Below are 23,051 nucleotides of genomic sequence, written 5' to 3'. Positions count from 1 at the left end.
CGCATATAGTGCGGCTTTTTTGTATCTATTTATTCTTTTAACTAAAAAATACGGGCTATCTTAGTCCATACTCGACAACCATAAACAGTTGTCACCTGAAGCCTTGGCAACTGTTTGCAGTTTAGTTTTATGCGCAGCAACTTCTGCATCAGTAGCCATGACTACTGGCAGCTCATAGCCTTCTAAGCTCACTGTACGGCTAGCGGGGGCAACAGCATCTCCGGTAGCGGAGGTTGCCTGAGCAGCCCACATTAAATCAGTTTGCCCACCAGTCATCATCAAATACACGTCAGCTAGAATCTCAGAATCAAGCAACGCTCCATGTAATTCGCGATGAGTGTTGATAATTCCATAACGTCGACAAAGCGCATCAAGATTGTTCTTTTGTCCGGGGTGCTTGCGCCTAGCAAGCTTTAAAGAGTCTGTTATTTTGCAAATATCCGAAACTTTTGGATATTTTTTTCCTATCATTTTTCCTGCAATAGCCAATTCATTGTCTAAAAAACCAAGGTCAAATGGCGCATTATGAATAATTAGCTCAGCACCAGTGATGAACTCAATAAACTGGTCAGCAATGGTAGAAAACAATGCTTTATCGGCAAGAAATTCTTCAGTAATGCCATGCACCGCCTGAGCTTCCATTGGCACATCACGTTCTGGCTGCACGTATTCATGGAAACTTTTCCCTGTAAGACGCCTATTGACCATCTCTAAAGCGCCAACTTCAATCAAACGATGGCCTTGTTTAGGCTCTAAACCTGTTGTTTCTGTATCAAGTATAATTAATCGCACAATATAGTCCTTTGGTGATTACTGGCTATGCTGCTGGGCACCTAAGTTTGCCAAATCATCAGCTATTTCATTTTCAACATGGCCACTGTGTCCTTTAACCCAATGCCACTGAACTTCATGGGTCGCCACTGCCTTATCTAACATCAGCCAAAGATCGCTATTTTTAACAGGTTTTTTGGCAGCAGTACGCCAATTATTTTTACGCCAATTGACGATCCATTCAGTAATACCTTTGCGCACGTACTGTGAGTCAGTGGTAAGGTCTACTTGACATGGCCTGGTTAATGCCTCTAAGCCTTTGATAGCAGCCATAAGCTCCATGCGATTATTGGTAGTCAAAGGTTCGCCTCCAAATAAACGCTTTTCTTGCCCCTTAAAACGCATAAGCACCCCCCAACCTCCTGGGCCAGGATTACCTTTGCATGCGCCATCGGTAAATAATTCAATCTGATCTTTAGTCAATCAACTACTCTCCACAGGGTGTTTATTACAACTTGGTTGCCTAGCTATTGTTGCTAACCCAAATTTTGGTTTCATCACTTGAGTGCGCCATTTAGGTTTGACTAAATGCACTCGAGTTTCTTGTTTAACCGCCAGTAAAACATAACCAGTGCAACATGGATTCATTATATATTTTAGTAAGGGTTTAGCTTGCCATTTATCGGGGCAGTAATGATATACAGGCTTTATATCAAAGTCATCAAAACTTAAAAGTCTTAACCAGTCTTTAAGCCTGCGTTGTGATAAAAAGTTTGCTCGCCATGGCACTCCCTTTTTGAGCCTGAGTTGTCGCCATAACCCCCAGAAACTATAAGGGTTTAACCCTGTAATTATTAGGCGGCCACCAGAGGTCATCACACGTGCAACTTCTCGAAGAACTTGATGAGGGTTGTTGCTCATATCTAACACATGCTGTAACACTAAAAGATCAATGGCTTCAGTGGCTAGGGGTAGCTGATGGGGATCCATTATAGCGTCGCCATCTAGCTCACTAGTTGCAGTTAAAGAAATGGCGGTTTTTATGGGGGATGTTAAGCGTGAACTCAATTTTGCATTGAGTCCTAAATAGACACTGTAGTGCCCAAAGGCTTTAGGCATGAGTAAAGCCAATTGTTGCTGCTCTTGGGCCATAAGTGCAGCGCCTTTAGTTGTTTTCAACCATGCTGTAAACTGGCGTTCTTCAAATGAGTATGAGTGCAGATGAGTTTGATTAATCATAGTTTATAATAAGGCATTATTACTTGTGTTGCTTGCGTAATTTCTCTGGCACCGCTACCCTTATTAAAGAACGCCTTGCAACACAAAAGATCAAAACTATGCAGACCAAAAATTCACCGCTTAAAATAACCCCTTTACACGCTTTTGATGATAATTACATTTGGTGTATCGAAACCCAGGAATCTGATCATTTTGTTGTAGTAGATCCTGGGGATGCAAGCGTGGTAAAAAGTTATGCACTAAAAATACAAAAAAAACTGTCTGCTATATTAGTCACTCATCATCATGGGGACCATACTGGAGGCGTAGCCGAGTTGGCGGCTCACTATAGTGACATACCCGTGTATGGTCCAGAAAATAGCCCATACCAAGGCATTACTCACACTCTTAAAGAAGATAGTAACGTTAATATATTAGGCGTGAACTTTAATGTCATGGAAATACCAGGACATACGCTTGATCACATAGCCTACTTTAACCACCAACAGGAAATTCTTTTTTGTGGTGATACGTTATTTTTAGCTGGATGTGGCCGAGTGTTTGAAGGCACACCTAAACAAATGCACCATTCTTTGAGCAAAATCATGGAGTTACCACCCACAACCAGAGCCTACCCAACTCATGAATATAGTTTAGCCAACTTAGAGTTTGCCATGGCTGTGGATGAGAATAATGCAGCATTAAAATTAGTACAAAAAAAATGCAAAGACAAGCGTAGTTCAAGCCAAGTGACACTGCCCACTACCCTTGCACAAGAAGCCGCCATTAACCCGTTTTTACGTGTTGATGATAAAGCAGTAATAGCAAGTGCAAAGAAATACAAAGCTAATGAGCTACACCACCCAAGTGAGGTGTTTGCAGCTTTGAGGCAGTGGAAAAACGACTTTTAGTACCTAAAATGTAAAAAAACTCAGGAACTATATTAAGACTTTATGATCTATATTGACCTACGTGCGTAGCCTGCTAAAATTACCGCCTTTTTGCTATTTAAATTGTGACTATTATTTTGATAAAATTTGTTCTACACCTTCTTACCAAATCAGCAAAAAAGTCCTTATTTTTTGTGGCTTCTCTATTAATTCTTAGTGCATGTCAAACTGCTGTTATACAGCCTCAATTGGCAGACACGCCACGAAGACCAATGACCGATAATATTGTTGCAGAAAATGTGCCTAGAGCGTCAGCAAAGGCAGTCGCACAAAGTGCGGTGCCCCCTGTAACATCGCTAATCGACATCGAATTAGCTGATACTGGTGAATTTGAAGCACAGACAAAGCCTGTTATAACAGCCCAAGCCATTGCACAAAAAATCGCCAATGAAAACAATCTTGGCTGGTCTGAACTTGACACTGAAGCTAGCACTAATACAGCAGCACAGTTACTAGCAGAAGCTCAAGAAAAAGCTAAAAAAATCCCTTTGGTACAGGTTATTCCAGCACCTGTACCTGAGCTAGACCTTTGGCAGATTACTGTAGATAATTATGCTTTGGATCATGTTGATAATGCCAGAATCGATGTGCACTATAAATGGTTCAAAAGTCATAAAGAGTATATGCATCGTGTTACTACACGGGCCAGTCGTTACTATCACTTTATGTTACACCAAGCCTTAGATAAATCGCTTCCTACTGAAATCTCCCTTTTGCCTATCATAGAGAGTGGCTTTGATCCTTTTGCATATTCATCAGGTCGGGCCTCAGGGGCATGGCAGTTTATCCCAGCCACAGGCCTTGGCTTTGGTTTAAAGCAAAACTGGTGGTATGACGGTCGCCGGGACATTGTTGCCTCCACTAAAGCCGCGCACTTGTACCTTACGCAGCTGCATAAAATGTTTGATGGAGATTGGTTGCTAGCCATTGCCTCATATAATGGTGGCCAAGGTACAGTGCTTAAAGCGATTAAACGAAATAAAAAAGCGGGTAAACCCACTGATTTTTGGTCATTAGACTTACCCACAGAAACCATGAACTATGTGCCTAAGCTTTTGGCGTTGTCGCGCATTATTGCTGAACAGGCAGGAACAAACGGCTTGTATAGTATCGCCAATGAAGTTTACTTTGAGTCAGTGAATGTAGGTTCCCAAATTGATTTGGCGCAAGCGGCACAAATGGCCAACATTACCACTGATGAAATATACCGTTTGAACCCTGCCTTTAATCAATGGGCAACCGACCCTCAAGGCCCACACAACTTGCTCATTCCAGTGGCACATCTTGATACTTTTAAGGCTAGTTTGTTAGAGCTACCCACCAGTAAAAGAGTGGCATGGCAAAGGTATAAGATTGTCCCCGGAGATAGCCTATTAAAACTTTCCTACGATTTTCATGTAAGTGTTGATTTATTACGCACTATAAATAATATAGATGGAAATTTGATTAGGGCTGGGAAAACGCTGATGATTCCAGTTGCTAGTAAAGGTGCTGAAGCCTATACCTTAAGTGCGGCTCAGCGAGTGATTAATAGGCAGAAACAGATTAATCAAACTCAAGCTAGTGCGCGAGTAGATTATAAGGTGAAAAGTGGTGATAGCCTCTGGAAGATAGCTCAGAAATATAAAGTCAGTGTAAAGCAAATTTCTAGCTGGAATAAACTGAGCACTAAGTCTGTTTTGCAAATTGGAGATAAGCTAAGTGTATGGCCACGCAACAGTGGCACTAAACTGGCCTCTTCAACGCGCAAACTAGTTAAGAAATTGACTTATAAGGTTCGCTCTGGTGATAATCTATCGGCCATAGCCCACCGTTTCAGTGTGACTGTTAAGGACATACAAAAGTGGAACCAATCACTCACCAAATACTTACAACCTGGGCAACAGCTAAGCTTGTTTGTTGACGTGACAAAGCTAAAACAATAGACCTAAAAAACCCGCTTAGAGCGGGTTTTTTAGGTCTGCTAATAAGTAATAAGCTAAGCTATAAACTTAGCTGCATACATAATTGGCGGTGTTAAAGCTGGTCGTCTACACCTTGCACATACCAGTCCATACCTACAAGGCCAAAACCACCTAAGGTTTCACCTTCTGGTACGCCTACAGATCCATCTTGCTTATATACTGGGCCAGCAAATGGGTGAAGTTTACCCTCAGTAATCGCAGCTGTAGTTGCTTGCGCCATTGCTTTTACATCAGCAGGCATGTTGATAAACGGACCCATGTTAACCATGTTGCTATCCATACCACCAAACGTATCCATGCTTTCCCATGTACCATCTAATACAGCTTGTGTACGTTCAACGTAGTAGTCATCCCAATTATCAATGATAGAAGTTAACAATGCGTTAGGCGCAAAAGCGGCCATATCAGATGCTTGACCAAAGGCTTTTACACCCTGCTCTTCTGCCACTTGAACTGCTGCAGTAGAGTCAGTGTGTTGAGTAATTATATCAGCACCTTGGCTAATCAATACCTTAGCAGCATCAGCTTCACGGCCTGGGTCAAACCAAGAGTTAACCCACACTACTTTAAGCTTAAAGTCTGGGTTAATGGTTTGAGCACCAAGCAAGAACGCGTTAATACCACGCACTACTTCAGGAATTGGGAATGAACCTATATAGCCAGCAACGCCAGTTTTAGAAACCTGAGCGGCAATCTGTCCGATCACATAACGACCTTCATAAAAACGTGCAGCGTAAGTTGATAAGTTGTCAGCGCGCTTGTAACCTGTGGCGTGTTCAAACTTAACGTTAGGGAATTTAGCAGCAACGTTTAAAGTTGGATCCATGTAGCCAAATGAAGTGGTGAAAATCAATCCAGCACCTTGGCGAGCCAAACGTGTGATAGTGCGCTCGGCATCTGGGCCTTCAGGGACGTTTTCAACAAACACAGTGTCTACCTGATCACCTAAGCGAGCATCAATAGCTTTGCGGCCTTGGTCGTGTTGGTAAGTCCAGCCATGATCACCAGGTGGGCCAATATAGATGAATCCAACTTTTAGCTTATCTGCAGCAACTGCAGAAATAGATAGTGCTGAAACTAGCGCAATGCTGGCAGCAGCTGTGAGTAACTTCTTCATAAGGTTTCTCCTCATCAAAATGATGGTTATTATTAAAATGTTACAGCAATAAAGACCGCAGCTAAGCTAACGGTCAGGTACAAACCCTTGCCCTAAAGAGGCTGGGGTGTTGATTACAGATAAACGACGATTAGTAGAAATTATAACCAGCGCTAAAATAGTTGCAACGTATGGCAGTGAAGATAGTAGTTGTGATGGAATACCTACCCCCATTGCTTGGGCATAAAGCCCTAAAATCCAAACCCCACCAAACAAATAGGCGCCCATAGCCAATCTGGCAGGTAGCCAAGTAGAGAATACCACTAACGCTAAAGCAATCCAGCCGCGGCCAGCCGTCATATTTTCTATCCACTGAGGCGTATACACTAAAGATAAATAAGCACCTGCTAGCCCAGATGTAGCCCCACCAAAAGCTATACAGGCATATCGAACTGCAACTACACGATAGCCTAAAGCATGGGCCGAATCATGATTTTGACCAACGGCACGAATAATTAAACCTACACGGGTGTACTTTAAAGCATAAGCCACACCAACTGTCAGCAAAATAGAAATATAAACCAGCGGATCTTGGCCAAAAACCAAGCGCCCTACGAAAGGTAAGTCAGATAGCCATGGTATGGATACATTAGCCAACTTTACCCCTGGAAGGCCTACAAAACCACTTCCAATTAGACCTGAAAGGCCCAGGCCCAATAGGGTGATCGCCAAACCTGTGGCCACCTGGTTAGTAATTAAAGTTTGTGTAAGCAAACCAAACAATAACGATGTGGCAATACCTGCTAATACTGCAGCTATCACGCCTATCCAAGCTGAACCTGTGACATGAGCTGCAACAAAGCCACACACTGCTCCCATCACCATCATGCCCTCTATGCCTAGGTTAAGCACGCCTGAACGCTCAACCACTAACTCGCCAATAGCCGCTAGTAACAAAGGTGTGGACGCTGTAATAATAGTCAGTAGTATGGCTTCATATGGGCTCATGACGCACTCCTTTTGCCGTGTTGTATAGGTTTACCACTAATCCATTTAAGGCGGTATAAAATTAAGGTATCGCACATCAAAATGAAAAATAACAACATACCCTGAAATACTTGAGTGGTTTTGTCTGAAATGCCTAACTCTATTTGCACCCCTTCACCCCCTATATAACTAACAGCCAATAGCAAGCCTGCAACAATCACTCCAAGTGGGTTCAAACGCCCCAAAAAAGCCACTATGATTGCTGTAAAACCGTAGTTAGGAGAAATATGGGGTTGCAATTGACCTATTGGCCCTGCCACTTCAATTAATCCAGCAAGCCCTGCCAGGCCACCCGAGACCGCAAAGCAAAACCAAACCATTTTAGTTTGTGAGAACCCAGCAAACGCACCTGCTCTGGGCGCACTGCCCACCACATTAATCTCAAATCCCTTAAGTGTTCTGCGCATGACCCAAAATAATATTAATGCAGCCGCTAAAGCTACTACTAGGCCAAAGTGCATTCTTCCATCACCCCACGTTGGCAAAAGGTGCCAACCTTCAAAGGATACTGACTTAGGGAAGTTATAACCATCAGGATCTTTCCATGGCCCACGTACAACCCAATCCAAAAGTAATTGGGCAATATAAACCAGCATCAAACTAGTCAAAATTTCATTCACACCAAAGCGCGTTTTTAGCCAAGCTGGAATGAGCCCAAACAGTGCCCCACCTAAGGCTCCCAAAACCAGCATCACTACAAGCCCTAATGGAGACTGCCATTCGCCCCACAACACTGGAATGATTGCTCCCATCAATGCGCCAGCGGTAAGCTGACCTTCTGCCCCAATGTTCCATACGTTAGCTTTAAAGCAAACGGCTAAGCCTGTGCCAATAAGTATCAATGGCCCAGCTTTTACCAACACTTCTTCTATAGACCACCAACTCGTTAAGGGATCAATAAAGTAAATATAAAGGGCGCTAAGAGGTGGCTTTCCCATAATTGCAAACATGAACCCACCCATCACAACTGTAAGCAATATGGCTAACAACGGAGAAAATAAATTCATTAAGCTTGAAGCTTGAGCGCGCTTTTCTAACAACAATTGCATCTTAAGCTCCAGTTTCTTGAGTGGCTTGTTCATGTGATCCTGCCATCATCAAGCCAATTTCTTCGCGTGATAAATCGCCAGCAGAATAAGTGGTAGATAATTGCCCTCTGGACATTACTGCAATATTGTCAGCTAACTCAAAAATTTCATCAAGGTCTTGGCTGATAATTAAAATGGCACTGCCATGGCGGGACAAATCGATCACTGCTTGGCGAATGAGTGCAGCAGCCCCAGCGTCAACACCCCATGTAGGCTGGTTTATAACCAATATTTTAGGCTTACGATTCATTTCTCGGCCTACTACAAATTTTTGTAAATTACCGCCCGAAAGCGAAGCGGCAGTCACATCTTCTTGAGATTTGCGCACATCGTAATCAATACCAATCACCTTATTTAATTGAGACAACTGCTCCCGATCGATTCCCAGCCAACCGCGGTTTAACGAAGATGGCGTATCATTACAAGCATGTCTGGAGAGTAAGATATTGTCTGTTAAGTTCAAATGCTCTACAGCGCCATGCCCTATTCGCTCCTCAGGTACGAAAGCAGCACCAAGACACCGGCGTTGATTAATGCCTAAACCATCACATGTCTGTCCTACTAAGGTAATGGAACCTTTATCTGCATTGGACTGCTCACCTGAGATTACGCTAAATAATTCGCCTTGGCCATTGCCTGCAACACCAGCGATAGCAAGAATTTCACCACTTTTTACTTGCAGGTTAATATCCACCAAATCTATCCCAAAAGGTAGTGATGAAGCTTGGTGCATTTTCGTGATCGATAAGAGAACATCACCTGCCCCACTGCTGGCCATGCGACTCACTTCGTGCACACTACTACCCACCATAAGCTTGGCTAAAGTTGCGGCAGTTTCGATCTGAGGATCAACTTCGGCAATTAACTTGCCATGACGCAAAATAGTAGCATCTTGGCAGATGCGTTTTACTTCTTCTAAACGATGAGAAATGTAGAGCACAGCGCAGCCCTCTTTTACCAAGCGGCGTAAGGTTGCAAATAACGCTTGAGCTTCTTGTGGGGTGAGAACCGCAGTAGGCTCGTCCATAATAAGAAGCTTGGGCTCTTGTAATAAGCATCGTACAATTTCAATGCGCTGTCTTTCGCCAACAGATAAATCAGCAACCAGTGCGGCAGGGTTTAGAGGCAAGCCATAATCATGTGACAAGTCAGCAATACGCTGGCTTAAATCACCTTTGCGTAGAACAGGAGGAAGAGCAAGACTGATGTTTTCAGAAACGCTAAGGGCTTCAAACAAGGAAAAGTGCTGAAACACCATGCCTATACCTAGCTCTCTAGCATGAGCTGGGCTTGCAATTGAAACCTCTTTTCCTTGCCAAAAAATACTGCCAGAGGTCGGTTGTAAAGCACCGTACATCATTTTAACTAGGGTAGATTTACCTGCGCCGTTTTCACCTAAAAGCGCATGGACTTTACCCATTTCTATGGACAAATTTAGGCTATCGTTGGCATAAAAATCACCAAATTTTTTACTAATGTTCTTAACCTGCAATAACGCAGGTTGTTCCTTCTTATTATTTTTATCTAGCATGAAATTCCAGCGTTAAAAATTAGTTCACATTTGGATTTTAACAATATTATAGACTGGGTCAACCAAAAACTGACTATTTGGTTAGTTTTTGGTTGAGTTAATTATTAGTTCTGCTAGACGCTATAAACTTCAAACTCTTTAAAGTACTCATTTTCGGCTAACTCTGCAGGCGCGACAACAGCATCTGAAGGCTGACCCTGCAAATAACGTGCAGCCACTGTTTGTAATGATGAAAGACTCACATCCAGTATAGCCAACCTAAAGGCCTGACGTATATCAGCAGTGCGCCCATGCAACTCATTTTGGTAAGCTTGCAAGGCTTCACCCGCTGGAGAACCTGGTTTATCCAAGCTGCCAATAACCCCTAGCACAGCCTCTTCTAGGTGCTGCTTTACCAGTTGATCTGAAAGCACCCAGTCTATAGATGCACCAAAGTCTGTAAATGTTTCTTCACTGCGAGGGTCACGATAGGAATAGAATCTGAAGCAGGCGTTATTATTATCCTGTCCTGCGCCTCCACCGTAGGCTCCACCTTGTTCGCGCACCGCGCGATGTAAAAACCCATTGCGTAACACTTCACCAAGAACAACCAATGATGCTGCATCAGGATGAGCGCTTGAGACCGTTGGAAAAGATCTGGCGCAATAGTTTACCTGAGTGTTAGTTGTCCACAATTGCGGTGCGGGTTGCTTTTTTGACTGACTATCGAACTTGTTATAAGTCCAATTCAAACCACCTTTTAACTGCCCCACTTGAGGTGCAAACGCGGTAGTAAAGGTATTTTGTATATTAGCTTGCTGTTGTTGCTCACCTACGCTTGCCAATTGCAAAGGTTGTTTGCACAACTGTGTGTGCAGTGTGGATAGCGTTTGACATAAGTCTGTCAATTGTTCGTCATCTTTGAGACCGTCATCAAGTTTTTGCAACCAAACCAAACCATCTAAACCACTCACATTAAACTGCAGGTTTGCACCAGCGCTCATATTGCGGCTTGCCGCACCTAGTGCAAAGCTGTGGCCAGATTGACCTACACTTTGTTGACGACGTGAGCGCAACTGCCCTACTAACTCTTTAATACGCTGTGGCTCGTCAAAACGCACAGATAACAGCGTTTGTTTGAGCAAATCAACGATAGCCACTTGCTGACTGACTAGCCCCTTAGTGCTAAGCATAAAATAAGCATTGAGTTGGTCAGCATTACTGGCTTGCCCACGATAAGATAAGTAGGCAGAAAGGCTGCCACACACAGCGGCTTGTGTCGCCTGTACTGATAAATAGTCTTGTTTACCAATCCCAAGTTCAGTCATTAACTGAGCCAATAAATTAAGGTAAGGTAAAGTTTGCGCATCTACTTGAGGCCAATCAACGACTAACTGGTGATAAACCAAACCATTAGTGCCTGCTCCATAAAATGCCCACCCTAAATCTTTATCAGACAATGTAGCAGTCGCAATGAGCTGAGTAGCAGGAATATCATTGCGCGTGACTTCTGGCAAAATGTCAGCGTCATCTTCTTGAGATTGGCGCTTTAACAGTGCGGCCGTTTCATCGATAACTACCTGGCGCTGTTGTTCATTCATAGCAACTAACATGTCACTTAGACGTTGTTTTTCTGCGGCATCTTTGCGACTTGACATATTTTCATCAGGCACCAGTGTCAAGCGCACTTGATGAGAATTATTAATGAGTAAGGTTTGTATTAAGTTGGGTATAAAATCACGATCTTTAATATCAGCAGCAAGCTCTAACAGAACAGGGTCAAGGTTAAGTGCAGCTAACGCATCACCACCATGAATAGCCGCCGGTAAAGCGCTTAATATAAGTTGCATACCAAAGGGGTAGCCATCACCACCAATTTCACGCTGTCCAAGCTCAAGTTGATGCAGAGCGGCTTCAATTTCACTTTGTGGTACACCTTCTTTTGCTACTTTTTGCAGACAGCTTAATACCAAAGTTTCAAACCCATCAGCATCTGAGGTTTCAGCCCCTTCTATACCGCAAACAAATGTCATTTCTTTATTTGAGTCTTCTAAGCCACAAAGCTGAGAAGGCCCAGTACCTAAACCACAAGTTTCTAGCTCTTTGCGCAGTGGTGAAGCACTATTATCAAGTAACACTCGTGATAATAAATTAGCTCTCATTTGTTGCTTTAGATCAGTACTATGGCCCAACAACCACCCCATGACTAAATGGCTTTTAGCTTGCTCATCATTAGCCGCTGCAGGGTAACTTTCTTGTACTTTTAGTGGGCTGTAATAACGTTTTTCGTCAGCCACAGATAGGTTGATTTTTTGTGCTGAAAAACGGTGTAATGCATGCTTCTCAAAAGCTCCTTGATGCGTGGCTGCACTTATATCGCCACTGGTCATAAAAATTGCATTGGAGGGATGATAATGGCGTTTATAAAAAGCTAACAGCTGTTCATGGGTTAAATCTGGAATATCAGACGGTTCGCCACCACTGTTAAAATGATACGTTGTGCTTGGAAACAAATACTTAGTTAAAGTCTGCCATAGCTGACTTACAGGTGAGCTCATCGCTCCTTTCATTTCATTAAACACTACGCCTTTATAAACTAAACTTGGTTTGCCATCTTCATCAATAAGCTCTACGCGATGACCTTCTTGGGCAAAGTCTAAGGCATCTAAACGAGCGAAAAATACAGCGTCCAAATAAACTTCAAGTAAGTTATTGAAATCTTTTTTATTTTGGCTAGCAAACGGATACGCTGTCCAGTCACTACTGGTGAAGGCATTCATAAAGGTGTTTAAAGACCGCTTTATCATCATGAAAAAAGGATCTCTCACAGGGAACTTTTCACTGCCACACAACGCAGTATGTTCTAGTACATGAGCTACGCCCGATGAATCTTGAGGCATGGTTTTTAATGCAACCAAAAATACGTTTTCACTTTGGTCACTTGCCAAATGAATATGAGAGGCACCAGTAACAATGTGCTCATACTCTTGAATGTTGATATTTAAAGATTCTATTGTTTGCTGACGCAAAAAACGAAATGCAGTATGAGACTGTGGTGCTGCGGACATAGCTTTACCAATAAATAGATTTAAGAACCACAATCAATGGAATTTGATAGTAGAAGCATTAAGTTCAAGAAGCTGCCATACAGGCAACAATGTATGTTTAATGAGACGAGTATAATTTGAAACGTGTTGCTAGAAAAGTGTTCTTTAGAACAAACATCAAATAGCGGACGATAGCCCCATAGCATATTTAATGACCTGCCTTTTCACCAAAGGAACTTTTGCAGAGGCCAGCACTAAATTACGTACCCATTTAGTTTTTGAACCTGTCTGGCTAAAGCCATGATGAAACGCATCCATGCTATGCAGCATAATACTATTAGCTAGCTTGCGTTGCTTTTGATATCTGAGTAGAACCCCATGACTTGACCAGTCTTCACCTGCTGTATCAGCTTTTATTACAACATTTGCCAAGCATGCAACATCTTGAAATCCCAAATTAACGCCTTGACCAGCCAATGGATTAATAACATGCGCAGCATCACCCACTAACACTACGCCAGATTCACAGTAACTGTGAGCATGTTGTTTTTGTAAGCCAAATGAAGCTTTTCCTGTAACCATTATTTGACCTAACTCTTTTGGGAAATGACCCATGATTTCATCTGCCAAAGCTTCATTTGATAGCTTTGATAACGCTCGCGCTTTATCTGCCTGATGGTACCAAACCACAGAACCTTGTTGTCCAAGCATAGGCAAAAAAGCTTGTGGGCCTGTATTTACGAAGCGTTGCCAAGTAATGTCTTGTTGTCCAAGCTCAGTAGTAACGGAGGCTACTAGACAAGCTTGTTGATATTGCCCCCTATTCACCCCAATACCGAAACCGTCTCTAACCTTAGATTGGGCACCATCTGCGCCCACTACCAATCTAGCTGACAAATGTTGTCCAGTATCAAGCTCTATAATCGTACCTTTAACATCACGGGTAAACCTGCTTGGGGATGCAGGGCAAATGACTTCAACATTTTTATAATCACGCAATGCCTGCCAAAGGCTTAGCTGAACTAATCTATTTTCCACAATATGACCCAATTCAGATGCGCCCACTTGATTTGCATTAAAAGTTAAATCACCAAATCCAGCAACTTCCCAAACCCGCATTCGTTTGTAGGGACACAGACGCATACTTTGTAATTTTTCCCAAGCCTTTGAGCTTTGCATTACTTCTGCACTTTTTGGGCTTAGAGCGCAAATCCTTAAATCAAATTTTTGGCTTAGATCGTATTCAGTAGGAGTGGCGGCCTCTAGCAATGCAATAGAAAACCCTTGGGGCGCTAGCAGTGTGGCTAATGCAGCTCCAATCATTCCACCACCACAAATCACAATGTCGTAATCACACTTCACATTTTTTCGCCTTTAGGTCTATCATCACATCAGTTTATTTAATTTACTATTACACTATAAAAGCACTTTCATTCCGCACCAACTTGTGGTCTATTAAAAGCACGGCTCAAATATAAGCATTGCCTTTTATGAAGCTCAAGTAAAGTTGATAATTACCAAAATATCACTTTTAACTTAACCCGTTTAATTAACTTATCCAGAGGGCCCGCTATTTATTTTTAAATCCAACTTACGATAATAAGGAATCGATTATGCAAATGAACATTACTGCTCGTCACGACACCAAAGCTACCAATGCAATAAAAGAACGTATTATGGCCAAGCTGCAGAAAAATGAAAGCCACTTCGATCACATTACCAATATTCAAGTCACAATGGACAAAGAAGGTAACCAAGACCTTGCTGAAGCCACTTTACACCTAGACACGGGGCACGAGATTTTTGCCAAAGCTCGTGGTGACAATATGTTTAGTGCCATAGACTCACTAAGCTCAAAAATCGAAACACAACTACAAAAAGCTAAATCTAAAACTCAAACTCGTAAGGGTATTGATAAAGGTATGCACATGCCTTTGGATGTCGAGGTGGGCGAATTTGATGACCTCGATGAAGAGGTAGCATAAGATTTAAAAGTTTTAGTCTAGTTGCTCTGCAAAAGTGGTATAAGTTTCATAATCATTAACACCCAAAGCCACAGCAGAGCACAAAGCCATTGGGTCTTCAGCCAGATCCAATGGCACTACTACCAACCCATCACTAAAAGACACCACTTTTAAACCCACCTTTTGACAATGAGCAAACACCTTCTCTAACGCATGCACAACTTGCTCTTGGTCTTTGAGTAAGCGCTCTCTTGGTATTTCATCATGAGCTGGCGGTTTGTATTTAAACTGTTTTAACACCTGCTTTTGATCATCCATCATTAAAAGCAAAACGTCGCTCCAGCGCCATTGTTCAAGCAAACGTTTACAAAATAAAAACTGCCCCACATCAGTGCAATGCACACGATCCCCTGAACGTAATTGGCGTAATTCGTCGTGGACTCGTTGCTGTGTATCGTTGTTGGTGATTTCTATATGCATTTGAAAGTTTTCGCTTATTCACTTGGTGATTATCACCTTAGTTTAACAAAACTTAGCTCCAAGAGATATTTTCACTATTTATTGCACAATACTGAACAGTATTGATTGAAAGTCTGTGTAAGAACAGCCAATATAAGTCGATATATGGACAGTAGGCAATATTAACAAACGTTAAAGTGCTAGGCTAAATTAACAAATTCAATTATGAGGATATGCAGTGGAACGTGAATCAATGGAGTTCGATGTTGTTATTGTGGGTGCTGGTCCATCTGGCCTTGCAACCGCATGCAAATTATTACAACTAGCACAAGAAAATGAGCAAGAACTCAGTGTTTGTGTGGTAGAAAAAGGCTCTGAAGTAGGCGCACATATATTATCTGGCGCCATTTTAGAGCCTACAGCACTCAACGAACTCTTCCCAGATTGGCAAGCCATGGGTGCACCTTTGACTGCACCAGTTGTTAAAGACGAAATGCATATTCTTACTAGCGCTTCAGGTAGTATCGCAATGCCTAGTTTTGCTATCCCTAAACCCATGCATAACGAAGGCAACTACATTGTAAGTTTAGGTAATGTATGCCGCTGGATGGCGGAACAAGCAGAAAACTTGGGTGCTGAAATATTTCCAGGTTTTGCAGCGTCTGAAGTACTGTATCACGAAGACGGTAGTGTTAAGGGCATCGCTACTGGTGACATGGGTGTTAGTGCAACGGGCGAGCAAAAAGACGGCTACATGCAGGGCATGGAATTACACGCTAAATACACCGTGTTTTCTGAAGGTTGTCGTGGTCATTTGGGTAAGCAACTGATTGAAAAATTCAATCTAGATGCAAACACCACAAGCCAACACTATGGCATAGGCATCAAAGAGCTTTGGGACATTGATCCAGCTAAACATCAACCTGGCCTAGTCTTGCATGGCTCAGGCTGGCCGCTAACCAAAGGGGCTAACGGCGGTTTTTTTCTTTACCATGGTGACAACAACCAAGTCACAGTGGGCCTTATTATCGACTTAAGCTACGACAACCCGCACTTAAGCCCATTTGATGAATTTCAGCGCCTCAAACATCACCCTGTCCTTAAACAACATCTAGAAGGTGGTACACGCGTTTCTTACGGTGCCCGTGCGGTGGAAAAAGGTGGTCTATTCGCCTTGCCTAAAATGAGTCTTCCTGGGGCATTGTTAATTGGGTGTGACGCTGGCACCATGAATTTTGCAAAAATCAAAGGCAGCCATACAGCAATGAAATCTGGCATGTTAGCAGCGCAGACATTATTTGATGCGATTGCTAGTGGTAATGAAGGCAAGCAAGATTTAGTGGCTTATGGTGAACATTTTAAGGCATCATGGCTCCATGAAGAGCTATATAAGGCGCGTAATTTTGGCGCGGCAATGCACAAGTTTGGCATGTGGTTAGGCGGCACGTTCAACTGGATCGACCAAAACATATTTGGTGGCAAGTTGCCTGTTAGTTTAAAAGATAATGTACCAGATTATGCACAGCTAAAACCTGCTGCAAAAATGCCGAAAATTGATTACCCTAAACCAGACGGTAAGATAAGTTTTGATAAACTTTCATCAGTGTTTATTTCTGGCACAAATCACGAAGAAAACCAGCCTTGTCACCTTACCTTAAAAGATTCAAGCCTACCCCTTGGCGTAAACTTAAGTATGTGGGATGAGCCCGCACAAAGGTATTGCCCTGCTGGTGTTTATGAGATTTTAGAAAATGACATGGGTGAAAAAACCTTTCAAATAAATAGCCAAAATTGTGTCCACTGTAAAACCTGTGACATTAAAGACCCTAGCCAAAATATTACTTGGGTTGTACCAGAAGGCGCAGGCGGTCCAAACTACCCTAATATGTAGACTATACAACGATAGTAGCACTAAAAAATTTATCCTAATCTAAATGGGTTTAGTGCTTATAAAAGTTTTTACCACATGTTTAAAAGAGCTATGGGAATACATAAAATGAATCGAAGTGAATTTCATTTGAAATTTGGTAGTAGAAACCCAATCGTATTACCAGTGATTCATGTTTTAGACCACGCGCAAGCAAAACGAAATGTAGCTGTTGCAATCAAATGCGGTTGTCCTGGTGTTTTTCTAATCAATCATGACTTTGAAAAAGAAAAACTGTTACCTATCATCAAAAGTATCCGCCAAGAATTCCCTGATTACTGGATCGGGGTTAACTTTTTGGCCGTCACAGGTGAATTTGCCTTTCCTATTCTTGGTGCTTTACAAGCGCAAGGAACTCCAGTGGACGGATACTGGGCTGATGATGCATGTATTGATGAGCGTCGCGCAGATGATGACCAAATAGATGCAAAACGTATTGATCTAGTTCGCCAAAAAAGTGGCTGGCAAGGTTTATACATTGGGGGCACTGCATTTAAAAAACAAAGAGAGGTTAACCCCCAACATTATGCTAAAAGTGGCCGTTTAGCAGCTCGTTTTATGGATGTCGTTGTTACTTCTGGAATTGCGACAGGCCATGCAGCTGATCTACAAAAGATAAATACATTTCGTGAAAGCTGTGGCAACACGGCGCTGGGGGTTGCCTCTGGTATTACACCAGAAAATGCCCATTTATATGCCGCTCATGTCGACTTGTTTATGGTGGCCACAGGAGTAAATATCGACAATGATTTTTATAATATAGATTCGAATAAATTAATAAAACTAATAAAAACAATTGGAAAATAAGGATAATATTATGATTTATGACAAAGGCCCAAGAGACGATCGTTGGTACCTATCAATTATGGCACCCAATACAAAAGGTGATAAATTTGCTTGGCTTGACCCAACGTCCATCTATATTAATGGCCGCGCATATCATGACCTCCTTGATGATTTGTGTGCAGAAATAGACCCGAAGGACGTTGATGTAGTGGCGGGATTGGATGCTATGGGCTTTGTTCTAGCTGCGGGAATTGCAGCTAGAATTGGTTGTGGTTTTTTACCCATCAGAAAGGCTGGAAAGCTTTGTGTGGATACCGACAGTGCAGCCATGACCAATTATTCTGGGCAAACCCAATCTATGGAAATGCGGTTACCTGCCTATGCTCCGGGCACTCGAGTGCTTTTAGTTGACCAATGGGTTGAAACGGGCGGCACCATGCACGGTGCTGTGCAGCTGGTTGAACAACAGCAAGGCGTCGTAGCGGGTATGGTAGCCGTAGTGATGGAAGACAATGAAAACACTGCTAAATACCGTGAAAAATATAAGTGTATTACTGCCGTATTACCCAATACAAAGTGGCAGGAGCAGGCTAATGCTCAATATTTAGAAAGCTTTAAAACCTACGACCCCAAAGCTGCGTTTCCAAAGTAGTAGGTTAAAGATTGTTCAAATAATACCTTGTTAGGTGGTGCCAAATATTTTGTCACCGGCATCACCTAGCCCGGGGATGATATACCCTTGATTATTTAGATGATCATCAATGGCAGCTACATACAGATTCACCTCAGGGTGCTCTTTTGCGATCCTTGCTAAGCCCTCAGGTGAGGCCACTAAAAACAGCCCCATAATGGTTTTACAGCCTTTTTGTTTAAGCAGATCTATAGTTGCTAGCAAGGTGCCGCCTGTCGCTAGCATCGGGTCAATTATAAGTGCTATACGCTCGTCCACGTCCGCAATTATTTTATCAAAATACGGCACAGCTTCTAGTGTTTCTTCATTTCGATACAAACCTACAACACTCACCTTAGCATTGGGTAACAACTGCATCACACCATCAAGCATGCCTAGCCCAGCACGCAGGATTGGTACTACAGTAAGTTTTTTACCAGATAACATTTGTACGGCAATCGGCTCGCCCTGCCATCCATCAATAGTGACCTCTTCTAGAGGAAGCCCCCTACTTGCCTCATAAGTTAACAAACTTGCCACTTCGTTAGATAATTCTCGAAATTGCTTTGTGCTTACATGGGCTTTACGCAGCAATGCAAGCTTATGTGAAATGAGAGGGTGATGGATTTCATGTACTGGCATAATGCGGTTTCCTGGTTAGTTCTATTAAAACAACTACAATGGGCCAATGTTATATTGATGAACGCCACTTGTCAGCTGTGCAAAGTCACCTTGAGCCGATTCAATCACTTTGCTAGCTAACGCAAGCTGATAAAAAACGGGTCGATTGATACGCCCCCACAACCCTTTACGAACAAAAAGCTTAGGTTGAGGTTGCTCTGAATCGTAAGTGACTATCAATTGATCAGCTTGGTGAAGATCAACTACATCGCCCATATTAGTAGTAAATTGCCACAAATTAAGGCCGTTTTTCTCAACGTAGTCGGCACTAACAATAATAAAAGGCAGGTCTTGCACAGTAATGCGAAACGCCTCTACCGGTGTAATGATCCAATAATCACCATTAGCTTGACGCTGTAACAAACGTGCAAACAGTTGCTTTATTTTGGGTCTATCAATCGCTGTACCTTGGTGGTACCAATCACCATTGGCAGTAATAACTAAATCCATATCGCCATGAAATACTGGCTTCCAAGAAGCTAAGTCATAGTCTGGAAGTTTTTGAGCATTGTCTATTAGTTGTTCTAACATAAAAGATGATACTTATTTGCTAGTTGGTTTTTCATTAGCAACCTTTTTAGACACATCAGCATGACGACTTTGCCCATGATTACCCATTCGCATGCCTATTTGCATTAAAAACTCAAAAAAAGCTTCCCGGTCTTGAATAAACTCCTTAAAAAATGCAGAGTCATGCAGTGCTAACGCGCCATGAACTAAGGCCCAAGAAGCTGATAAGTGAAAATACGCAGGTACGTTTTCTAACTTTCCAGAATCAATGCGCTTCTCCACTAGAATGGTGAGTACCTGCATGTTTTCATTACGCACTTGGTGCACGTCACTAATTTCTTTTTCGTATTCTTCGCCCTTTACTAGCCGGTCTTCTAGGCGGTCAAATAACAATGCTTGTTCAGGGTCACTCATACGAAACTCAAAGTAACTGCGCCACAAGGATTCAGGGTCTGAAAAATCTTTTGTAGCCAACAGACTCGCAAGTTGATGTTCATAATTAATGAGTAGGGAAATATAGATGTCAGATTTGGACTTAAAGTGTTTGTATATGGTGCCTTTACCAATGCCCACATTATCAGCAATAATCTCAACTGTGACTTTGTCTTCGCCATGAACGCGAAAAAGCTGCAATGCTGTTTCAAGTATTTCCTCTTCCCTACGTTTAAATTCACGTACTTTACGGTTCTCTTTTTCTCGAGGAAAATAAGCAGGAATACTTGGTTTTGCAGCAATACCCCAATTCATAGCCATACCTTTGAATAGATAGATTAATCAGTAAGTTTTAAATTAGTCGCACTATGACTATGGGACACATCATAGTCATAAAAAGCTTAAAAGGCTATTAGTTATATTTAGCTTAGCCTGAAAAATAATGTAGCGCCAATATGGCAATATAAACGCCATGATTTTAACCTAGCGCGGTGTTAAAAATAGATCCGTAAAGTTTGAACTTGTGATATGAGCAAGCTCTTCTAGGGATACTCCTTTAAGGTCGGCTACATACTGAGCAACCAAACGTACATATTTAGGCTCGTTTTGTTTACCTCGATGAGGCGCAGGTGTCAGATAGGGAGAGTCTGTTTCAACTAACAGGCGATTTATAGGGATTTTTTTAACGACTTCTCTTAAAGCACTAGCGCTATTGAAGGTGATGATGCCAGAGATCGATATATAGAAACCTAAATCCAAACAAGCCTTAGCCATGGCCCAGTCTTCCGTAAAGCAGTGTATAACGCCGCCTACGCTTAGATCACATTGACTTTTAAGCAACATTACAGTGTCTTCATTAGCATCTCTGGTATGAACAATGATGGGCTTACGAAGACGTTTTGAAAGCTGTAAATGAGCTGTAAAGGATTGTTTCTGTAGCGTTGCATTATCTTTTTCGTAAAAATAGTCGAGACCAGTTTCACCAACAGCCACTACTTTTGGGTGCTTTGCCTGCTGTTCTAACAAACCAAAGTTATCTAAGCTTTTAACACTCAAAGGGTGCAGCCCAGCAGAGGCATGAATAAAGTCATAATCTTTAATTTGACTCATCATGGGTTCAAACTGATCCGTATCCACTCCAATACATAACATCTGAGAAATGCCGTCAGCTTGGGCCGCACAGATTAGACCGTCTAAACCATCAGGGTAATGACTCGTATTAAGCTTATCGAGATGGCAATGTGAATCAATAATCATGTATTTAGTTACCTGACTTTACCAAAAAATACCATTGGTGCAATAGTTCTTCACACACCAATTGAGGGTTAAGGTTACGACGTTGATTTATAAAGTTAAGTTGTTTAATGATATTTTCTAGCAAGGTATAAATAGCAACAATATCACTGCGTTTAGCTACAGCTTGAAGTAGTTTAACGATGTCTGTATTAGACACGTGACTCGTATCTTCTGTCATTTTTAGTTTAACAAGATCGTTAAGCCATTCAACCCACCAATTTAACATAGGTACCAACGGCTTTTTTTGCCAAATTTGAGCAACCTCTATCGGGGTTTTTTGACCTCTCAAAATAGCGGTGAGCTCTACTAACATTTGATGTCGCAACTCTTGTGCTTTAGATGCGTGTAACTCTATAGCTTTAAGTGGGCCACCGTTGGCTAGTTGCAATAAACTTTCAGTAGCTTCGATAGTAAGTTCATCATCAGACAACTGCTGTTGTAGCCAGTTTAACCCTTGCTTAGGCGTAGGCTTGGCGATATCCAACAACTGGCAACGGCTGCGCACAGTAGGTAGCACCATCTTTGGCCACTGGTGTATTAGTAAAAAATAACTATTATCACCTGGCTCCTCAAGTTGTTTTAGTAAGGCGTTTGCCGAATTCAGGTTAAGATCACTAGCGCCATTAATCACCACTACTCTTGCGCCACCTTGCTGAGCTGTGGTGGCCATGGAGTGCTGAATATTGCGTACCTGGTCTACTAATATAGCTTTGCCTGCCTCAACAGGCTGCAACAGCTTAAAATCAGGATGGCTATTGGCGGCTAATAACTGACAAGACTTGCAGTGTCCACATGCATTGTCATTAATTTTATTCTGACATAACAATGCAGCCACTAGTGTGTTGACGAATGTTAGTTTGCCAAGGCCTGGTACTCCACCCACAATTAGTGCATGAGGAAAGCGCTGCTGCTGGATCATGTTTTGAAGCTGAAGCCATTGATCCTGTTGCCACGGATACACTCCTAAAGACAACGCACTTAGCTGTTCACTCATTAGCCAAGCCTCTAAGCGTCAATAAAGGTGTAAGAAAAAGGTCCAGCTGATGTTGTACGGCCTCTATAGATTGTGATGCATCAACAATGCGGTACCTATCAGGTTCGGCCCTAGCTTGAGTTAAGTAGCCTTGCCTGACTCGTTCAAAGAAACTCATAGCTTCGGTTTCAATTCGGTCAAAGTTCGCACGCTTGCCTGCCCTTGCCATGCCTATTTCAATATCAAGGTCAAACAAAAAGGTCATGGTAGGATTAAGATCGCCGTGTACAAAATGCTTTAGGCTAGTTATAAAGTCTTTATCTAAACCTCTGCCAAACCCTTGATAGGCAAAAGAAGCATCTGTAAAACGGTCACAAATCACCCACTTTCCAGAAGCTAATGCAGGCCGTATAACATTTTCTACATGTTGGCGGCGTGAGGCAAACATCAACAAAAGCTCTGTATATGGGTCTACTACTTCATCACGATGCTGCAAAAGCAGCTGCCTTATGTCTTCTGCCATGGGTGTGCCGCCCGGCTCACGGGTAACCAAGCATTCAATACCAAAGGATTCAATTTTACCCTTGATATACTCAATGCTTGTGGACTTTCCAGCACCTTCGCCGCCTTCAATGGATATAAATGATGGAGTCATGGAAATC

Annotated in this window: 22 protein-coding genes; 6 read left to right on the top strand and 16 right to left on the bottom strand. The window is 42.4% G+C overall.

All coding sequences use genetic code 11. From position 1 onward, the window contains the following. Positions 1–60 precede the first annotated feature (60 nt). The 3 genes from dnaQ to ABXT42_RS05760 are packed head-to-tail and all read right to left on the bottom strand — an operon-like array spanning position 61 to position 2,010. Positions 61–792, bottom strand: a complete 732-nt coding sequence (dnaQ, locus tag ABXT42_RS05770; RefSeq protein ID WP_443629416.1) for a DNA polymerase III subunit epsilon — start codon at positions 790–792, stop codon at positions 61–63. An 18-nt stretch (positions 793–810) separates the two neighbouring features. After that, complete coding sequence (gene rnhA, locus ABXT42_RS05765) at positions 811–1,254, bottom strand: ribonuclease HI (protein WP_443629415.1); 444 nt, start codon at positions 1,252–1,254, stop codon at positions 811–813. After that, positions 1,255–2,010, bottom strand: a complete 756-nt coding sequence (locus tag ABXT42_RS05760; protein ID WP_443629414.1) for a class I SAM-dependent methyltransferase — start codon at positions 2,008–2,010, stop codon at positions 1,255–1,257. A 98-nt stretch (positions 2,011–2,108) separates the two neighbouring features. Between ABXT42_RS05760 and gloB the strand changes: the two genes are divergently transcribed. Both gloB and ABXT42_RS05750 read left to right on the top strand, forming a co-directional pair. Then, entirely contained in the window at positions 2,109–2,900 is a 792-nt protein-coding gene (gene gloB / locus ABXT42_RS05755; protein ID WP_443629413.1) for a hydroxyacylglutathione hydrolase, read from the top strand. Positions 2,901–3,151: 251 nt separating this feature from the next. Continuing rightward, the gene (locus ABXT42_RS05750) at positions 3,152–4,864 is read left to right on the top strand and encodes a LysM peptidoglycan-binding domain-containing protein (protein WP_443629412.1); all 1,713 of its coding nucleotides are present in this window, start codon (positions 3,152–3,154) and stop codon (positions 4,862–4,864) included. 91 nt (positions 4,865–4,955) lie between these two features. Here ABXT42_RS05750 and ABXT42_RS05745 read toward each other — a convergent pair whose 3' ends face one another. The 6 genes from ABXT42_RS05745 to ABXT42_RS05720 form a co-directional block, all read right to left on the bottom strand. Further along, the gene (locus ABXT42_RS05745; protein WP_443629411.1) at positions 4,956–6,020 is read right to left on the bottom strand and encodes a BMP family ABC transporter substrate-binding protein; all 1,065 of its coding nucleotides are present in this window, start codon (positions 6,018–6,020) and stop codon (positions 4,956–4,958) included. A 66-nt stretch (positions 6,021–6,086) separates the two neighbouring features. Continuing rightward, complete coding sequence (locus ABXT42_RS05740; protein ID WP_443629410.1) at positions 6,087–7,007, bottom strand: ABC transporter permease; 921 nt, start codon at positions 7,005–7,007, stop codon at positions 6,087–6,089. Continuing rightward, entirely contained in the window at positions 7,004–8,128 is a 1,125-nt protein-coding gene (locus tag ABXT42_RS05735; RefSeq protein WP_443629409.1) for an ABC transporter permease, read from the bottom strand. The genes ABXT42_RS05740 and ABXT42_RS05735 overlap by 4 nt, the downstream gene beginning before the upstream one ends. Then, positions 8,097–9,665 (bottom strand): ABC transporter ATP-binding protein, encoded by a 1,569-nt coding sequence (locus tag ABXT42_RS05730; RefSeq protein ID WP_443629408.1) that lies wholly within the window; start codon positions 9,663–9,665, stop codon positions 8,097–8,099. The genes ABXT42_RS05735 and ABXT42_RS05730 overlap by 32 nt, the downstream gene beginning before the upstream one ends. Before the next feature lie 113 nt (positions 9,666–9,778). Next, a complete protein-coding gene (locus ABXT42_RS05725) occupies positions 9,779–12,712 on the bottom strand; it encodes an insulinase family protein (RefSeq protein WP_443629407.1) in 2,934 nt (977 codons plus the stop codon). Positions 12,713–12,868: 156 nt separating this feature from the next. Then, on the bottom strand, positions 12,869–14,053 hold the full coding sequence (locus tag ABXT42_RS05720; protein ID WP_443629406.1) for an FAD-dependent monooxygenase: 1,185 nt from the start codon (positions 14,051–14,053) through the stop codon (positions 12,869–12,871). A 251-nt stretch (positions 14,054–14,304) separates the two neighbouring features. Between ABXT42_RS05720 and hpf the strand changes: the two genes are divergently transcribed. Beyond that, positions 14,305–14,676, top strand: coding sequence for a ribosome hibernation-promoting factor, HPF/YfiA family (gene hpf / locus ABXT42_RS05715; protein ID WP_443629405.1), 372 nt, complete (start codon positions 14,305–14,307; stop codon positions 14,674–14,676). A gap of 12 nt (positions 14,677–14,688) precedes the next feature. Here the strand turns inward: hpf and ABXT42_RS05710 are convergent, their stop codons facing one another. Beyond that, the gene (locus ABXT42_RS05710) at positions 14,689–15,135 is read right to left on the bottom strand and encodes a hypothetical protein (protein ID WP_443629404.1); all 447 of its coding nucleotides are present in this window, start codon (positions 15,133–15,135) and stop codon (positions 14,689–14,691) included. Between the two features lie 232 nt (positions 15,136–15,367). Between ABXT42_RS05710 and ABXT42_RS05705 the strand changes: the two genes are divergently transcribed. The 3 genes from ABXT42_RS05705 to ABXT42_RS05695 all read left to right on the top strand — a co-directional run bounded on the left by ABXT42_RS05705 (position 15,368) and on the right by ABXT42_RS05695 (position 18,479). Beyond that, positions 15,368–17,005 carry an electron transfer flavoprotein-ubiquinone oxidoreductase gene (locus ABXT42_RS05705; protein WP_443629451.1) on the top strand — a complete coding sequence of 546 codons (1,638 nt, stop codon included), beginning with the start codon at positions 15,368–15,370 and terminating at the stop codon, positions 17,003–17,005. Between the two features lie 75 nt (positions 17,006–17,080). Continuing rightward, positions 17,081–17,848, top strand: coding sequence for a hypothetical protein (locus tag ABXT42_RS05700; RefSeq protein WP_443629403.1), 768 nt, complete (start codon positions 17,081–17,083; stop codon positions 17,846–17,848). Between the two features lie 10 nt (positions 17,849–17,858). Then, entirely contained in the window at positions 17,859–18,479 is a 621-nt protein-coding gene (locus ABXT42_RS05695; RefSeq protein ID WP_443629402.1) for a phosphoribosyltransferase family protein, read from the top strand. A gap of 30 nt (positions 18,480–18,509) precedes the next feature. On the opposite strand, the gene upp is transcribed toward ABXT42_RS05695, so the two are convergent. From upp to tmk, 6 genes are all read right to left on the bottom strand, one after another. After that, complete coding sequence (gene upp, locus ABXT42_RS05690) at positions 18,510–19,139, bottom strand: uracil phosphoribosyltransferase (protein WP_443629401.1); 630 nt, start codon at positions 19,137–19,139, stop codon at positions 18,510–18,512. Between the two features lie 33 nt (positions 19,140–19,172). Further along, the gene (locus ABXT42_RS05685; RefSeq protein WP_443629400.1) at positions 19,173–19,709 is read right to left on the bottom strand and encodes a DUF1285 domain-containing protein; all 537 of its coding nucleotides are present in this window, start codon (positions 19,707–19,709) and stop codon (positions 19,173–19,175) included. Positions 19,710–19,721: 12 nt separating this feature from the next. Then, the gene (locus tag ABXT42_RS05680) at positions 19,722–20,435 is read right to left on the bottom strand and encodes a TetR/AcrR family transcriptional regulator (protein ID WP_443629399.1); all 714 of its coding nucleotides are present in this window, start codon (positions 20,433–20,435) and stop codon (positions 19,722–19,724) included. Positions 20,436–20,603: 168 nt separating this feature from the next. Next, the gene (locus ABXT42_RS05675) at positions 20,604–21,377 is read right to left on the bottom strand and encodes a TatD family hydrolase (RefSeq protein WP_443629398.1); all 774 of its coding nucleotides are present in this window, start codon (positions 21,375–21,377) and stop codon (positions 20,604–20,606) included. Positions 21,378–21,381: 4 nt separating this feature from the next. Further along, positions 21,382–22,410, bottom strand: a complete 1,029-nt coding sequence (locus ABXT42_RS05670) for a DNA polymerase III subunit delta' (protein WP_443629397.1) — start codon at positions 22,408–22,410, stop codon at positions 21,382–21,384. After that, positions 22,403–23,044: a dTMP kinase gene (tmk, locus tag ABXT42_RS05665; RefSeq protein WP_443629396.1), complete on the bottom strand. Its 642-nt coding sequence runs from the start codon at positions 23,042–23,044 to the stop codon at positions 22,403–22,405. Before tmk ends, ABXT42_RS05670 begins: the two co-directional genes overlap by 8 nt. Positions 23,045–23,051 lie beyond the last annotated feature (7 nt).

Origin of the sequence: Candidatus Njordibacter sp. Uisw_002, assembly GCF_047730155.1 — a bacterium.
Classification (GTDB): domain Bacteria; phylum Pseudomonadota; class Gammaproteobacteria; order Pseudomonadales; family Balneatricaceae; genus Njordibacter.
Note: the sequence above shows the minus strand (reverse complement) of the source record. Positions and strands in the feature narration are given on the sequence as shown.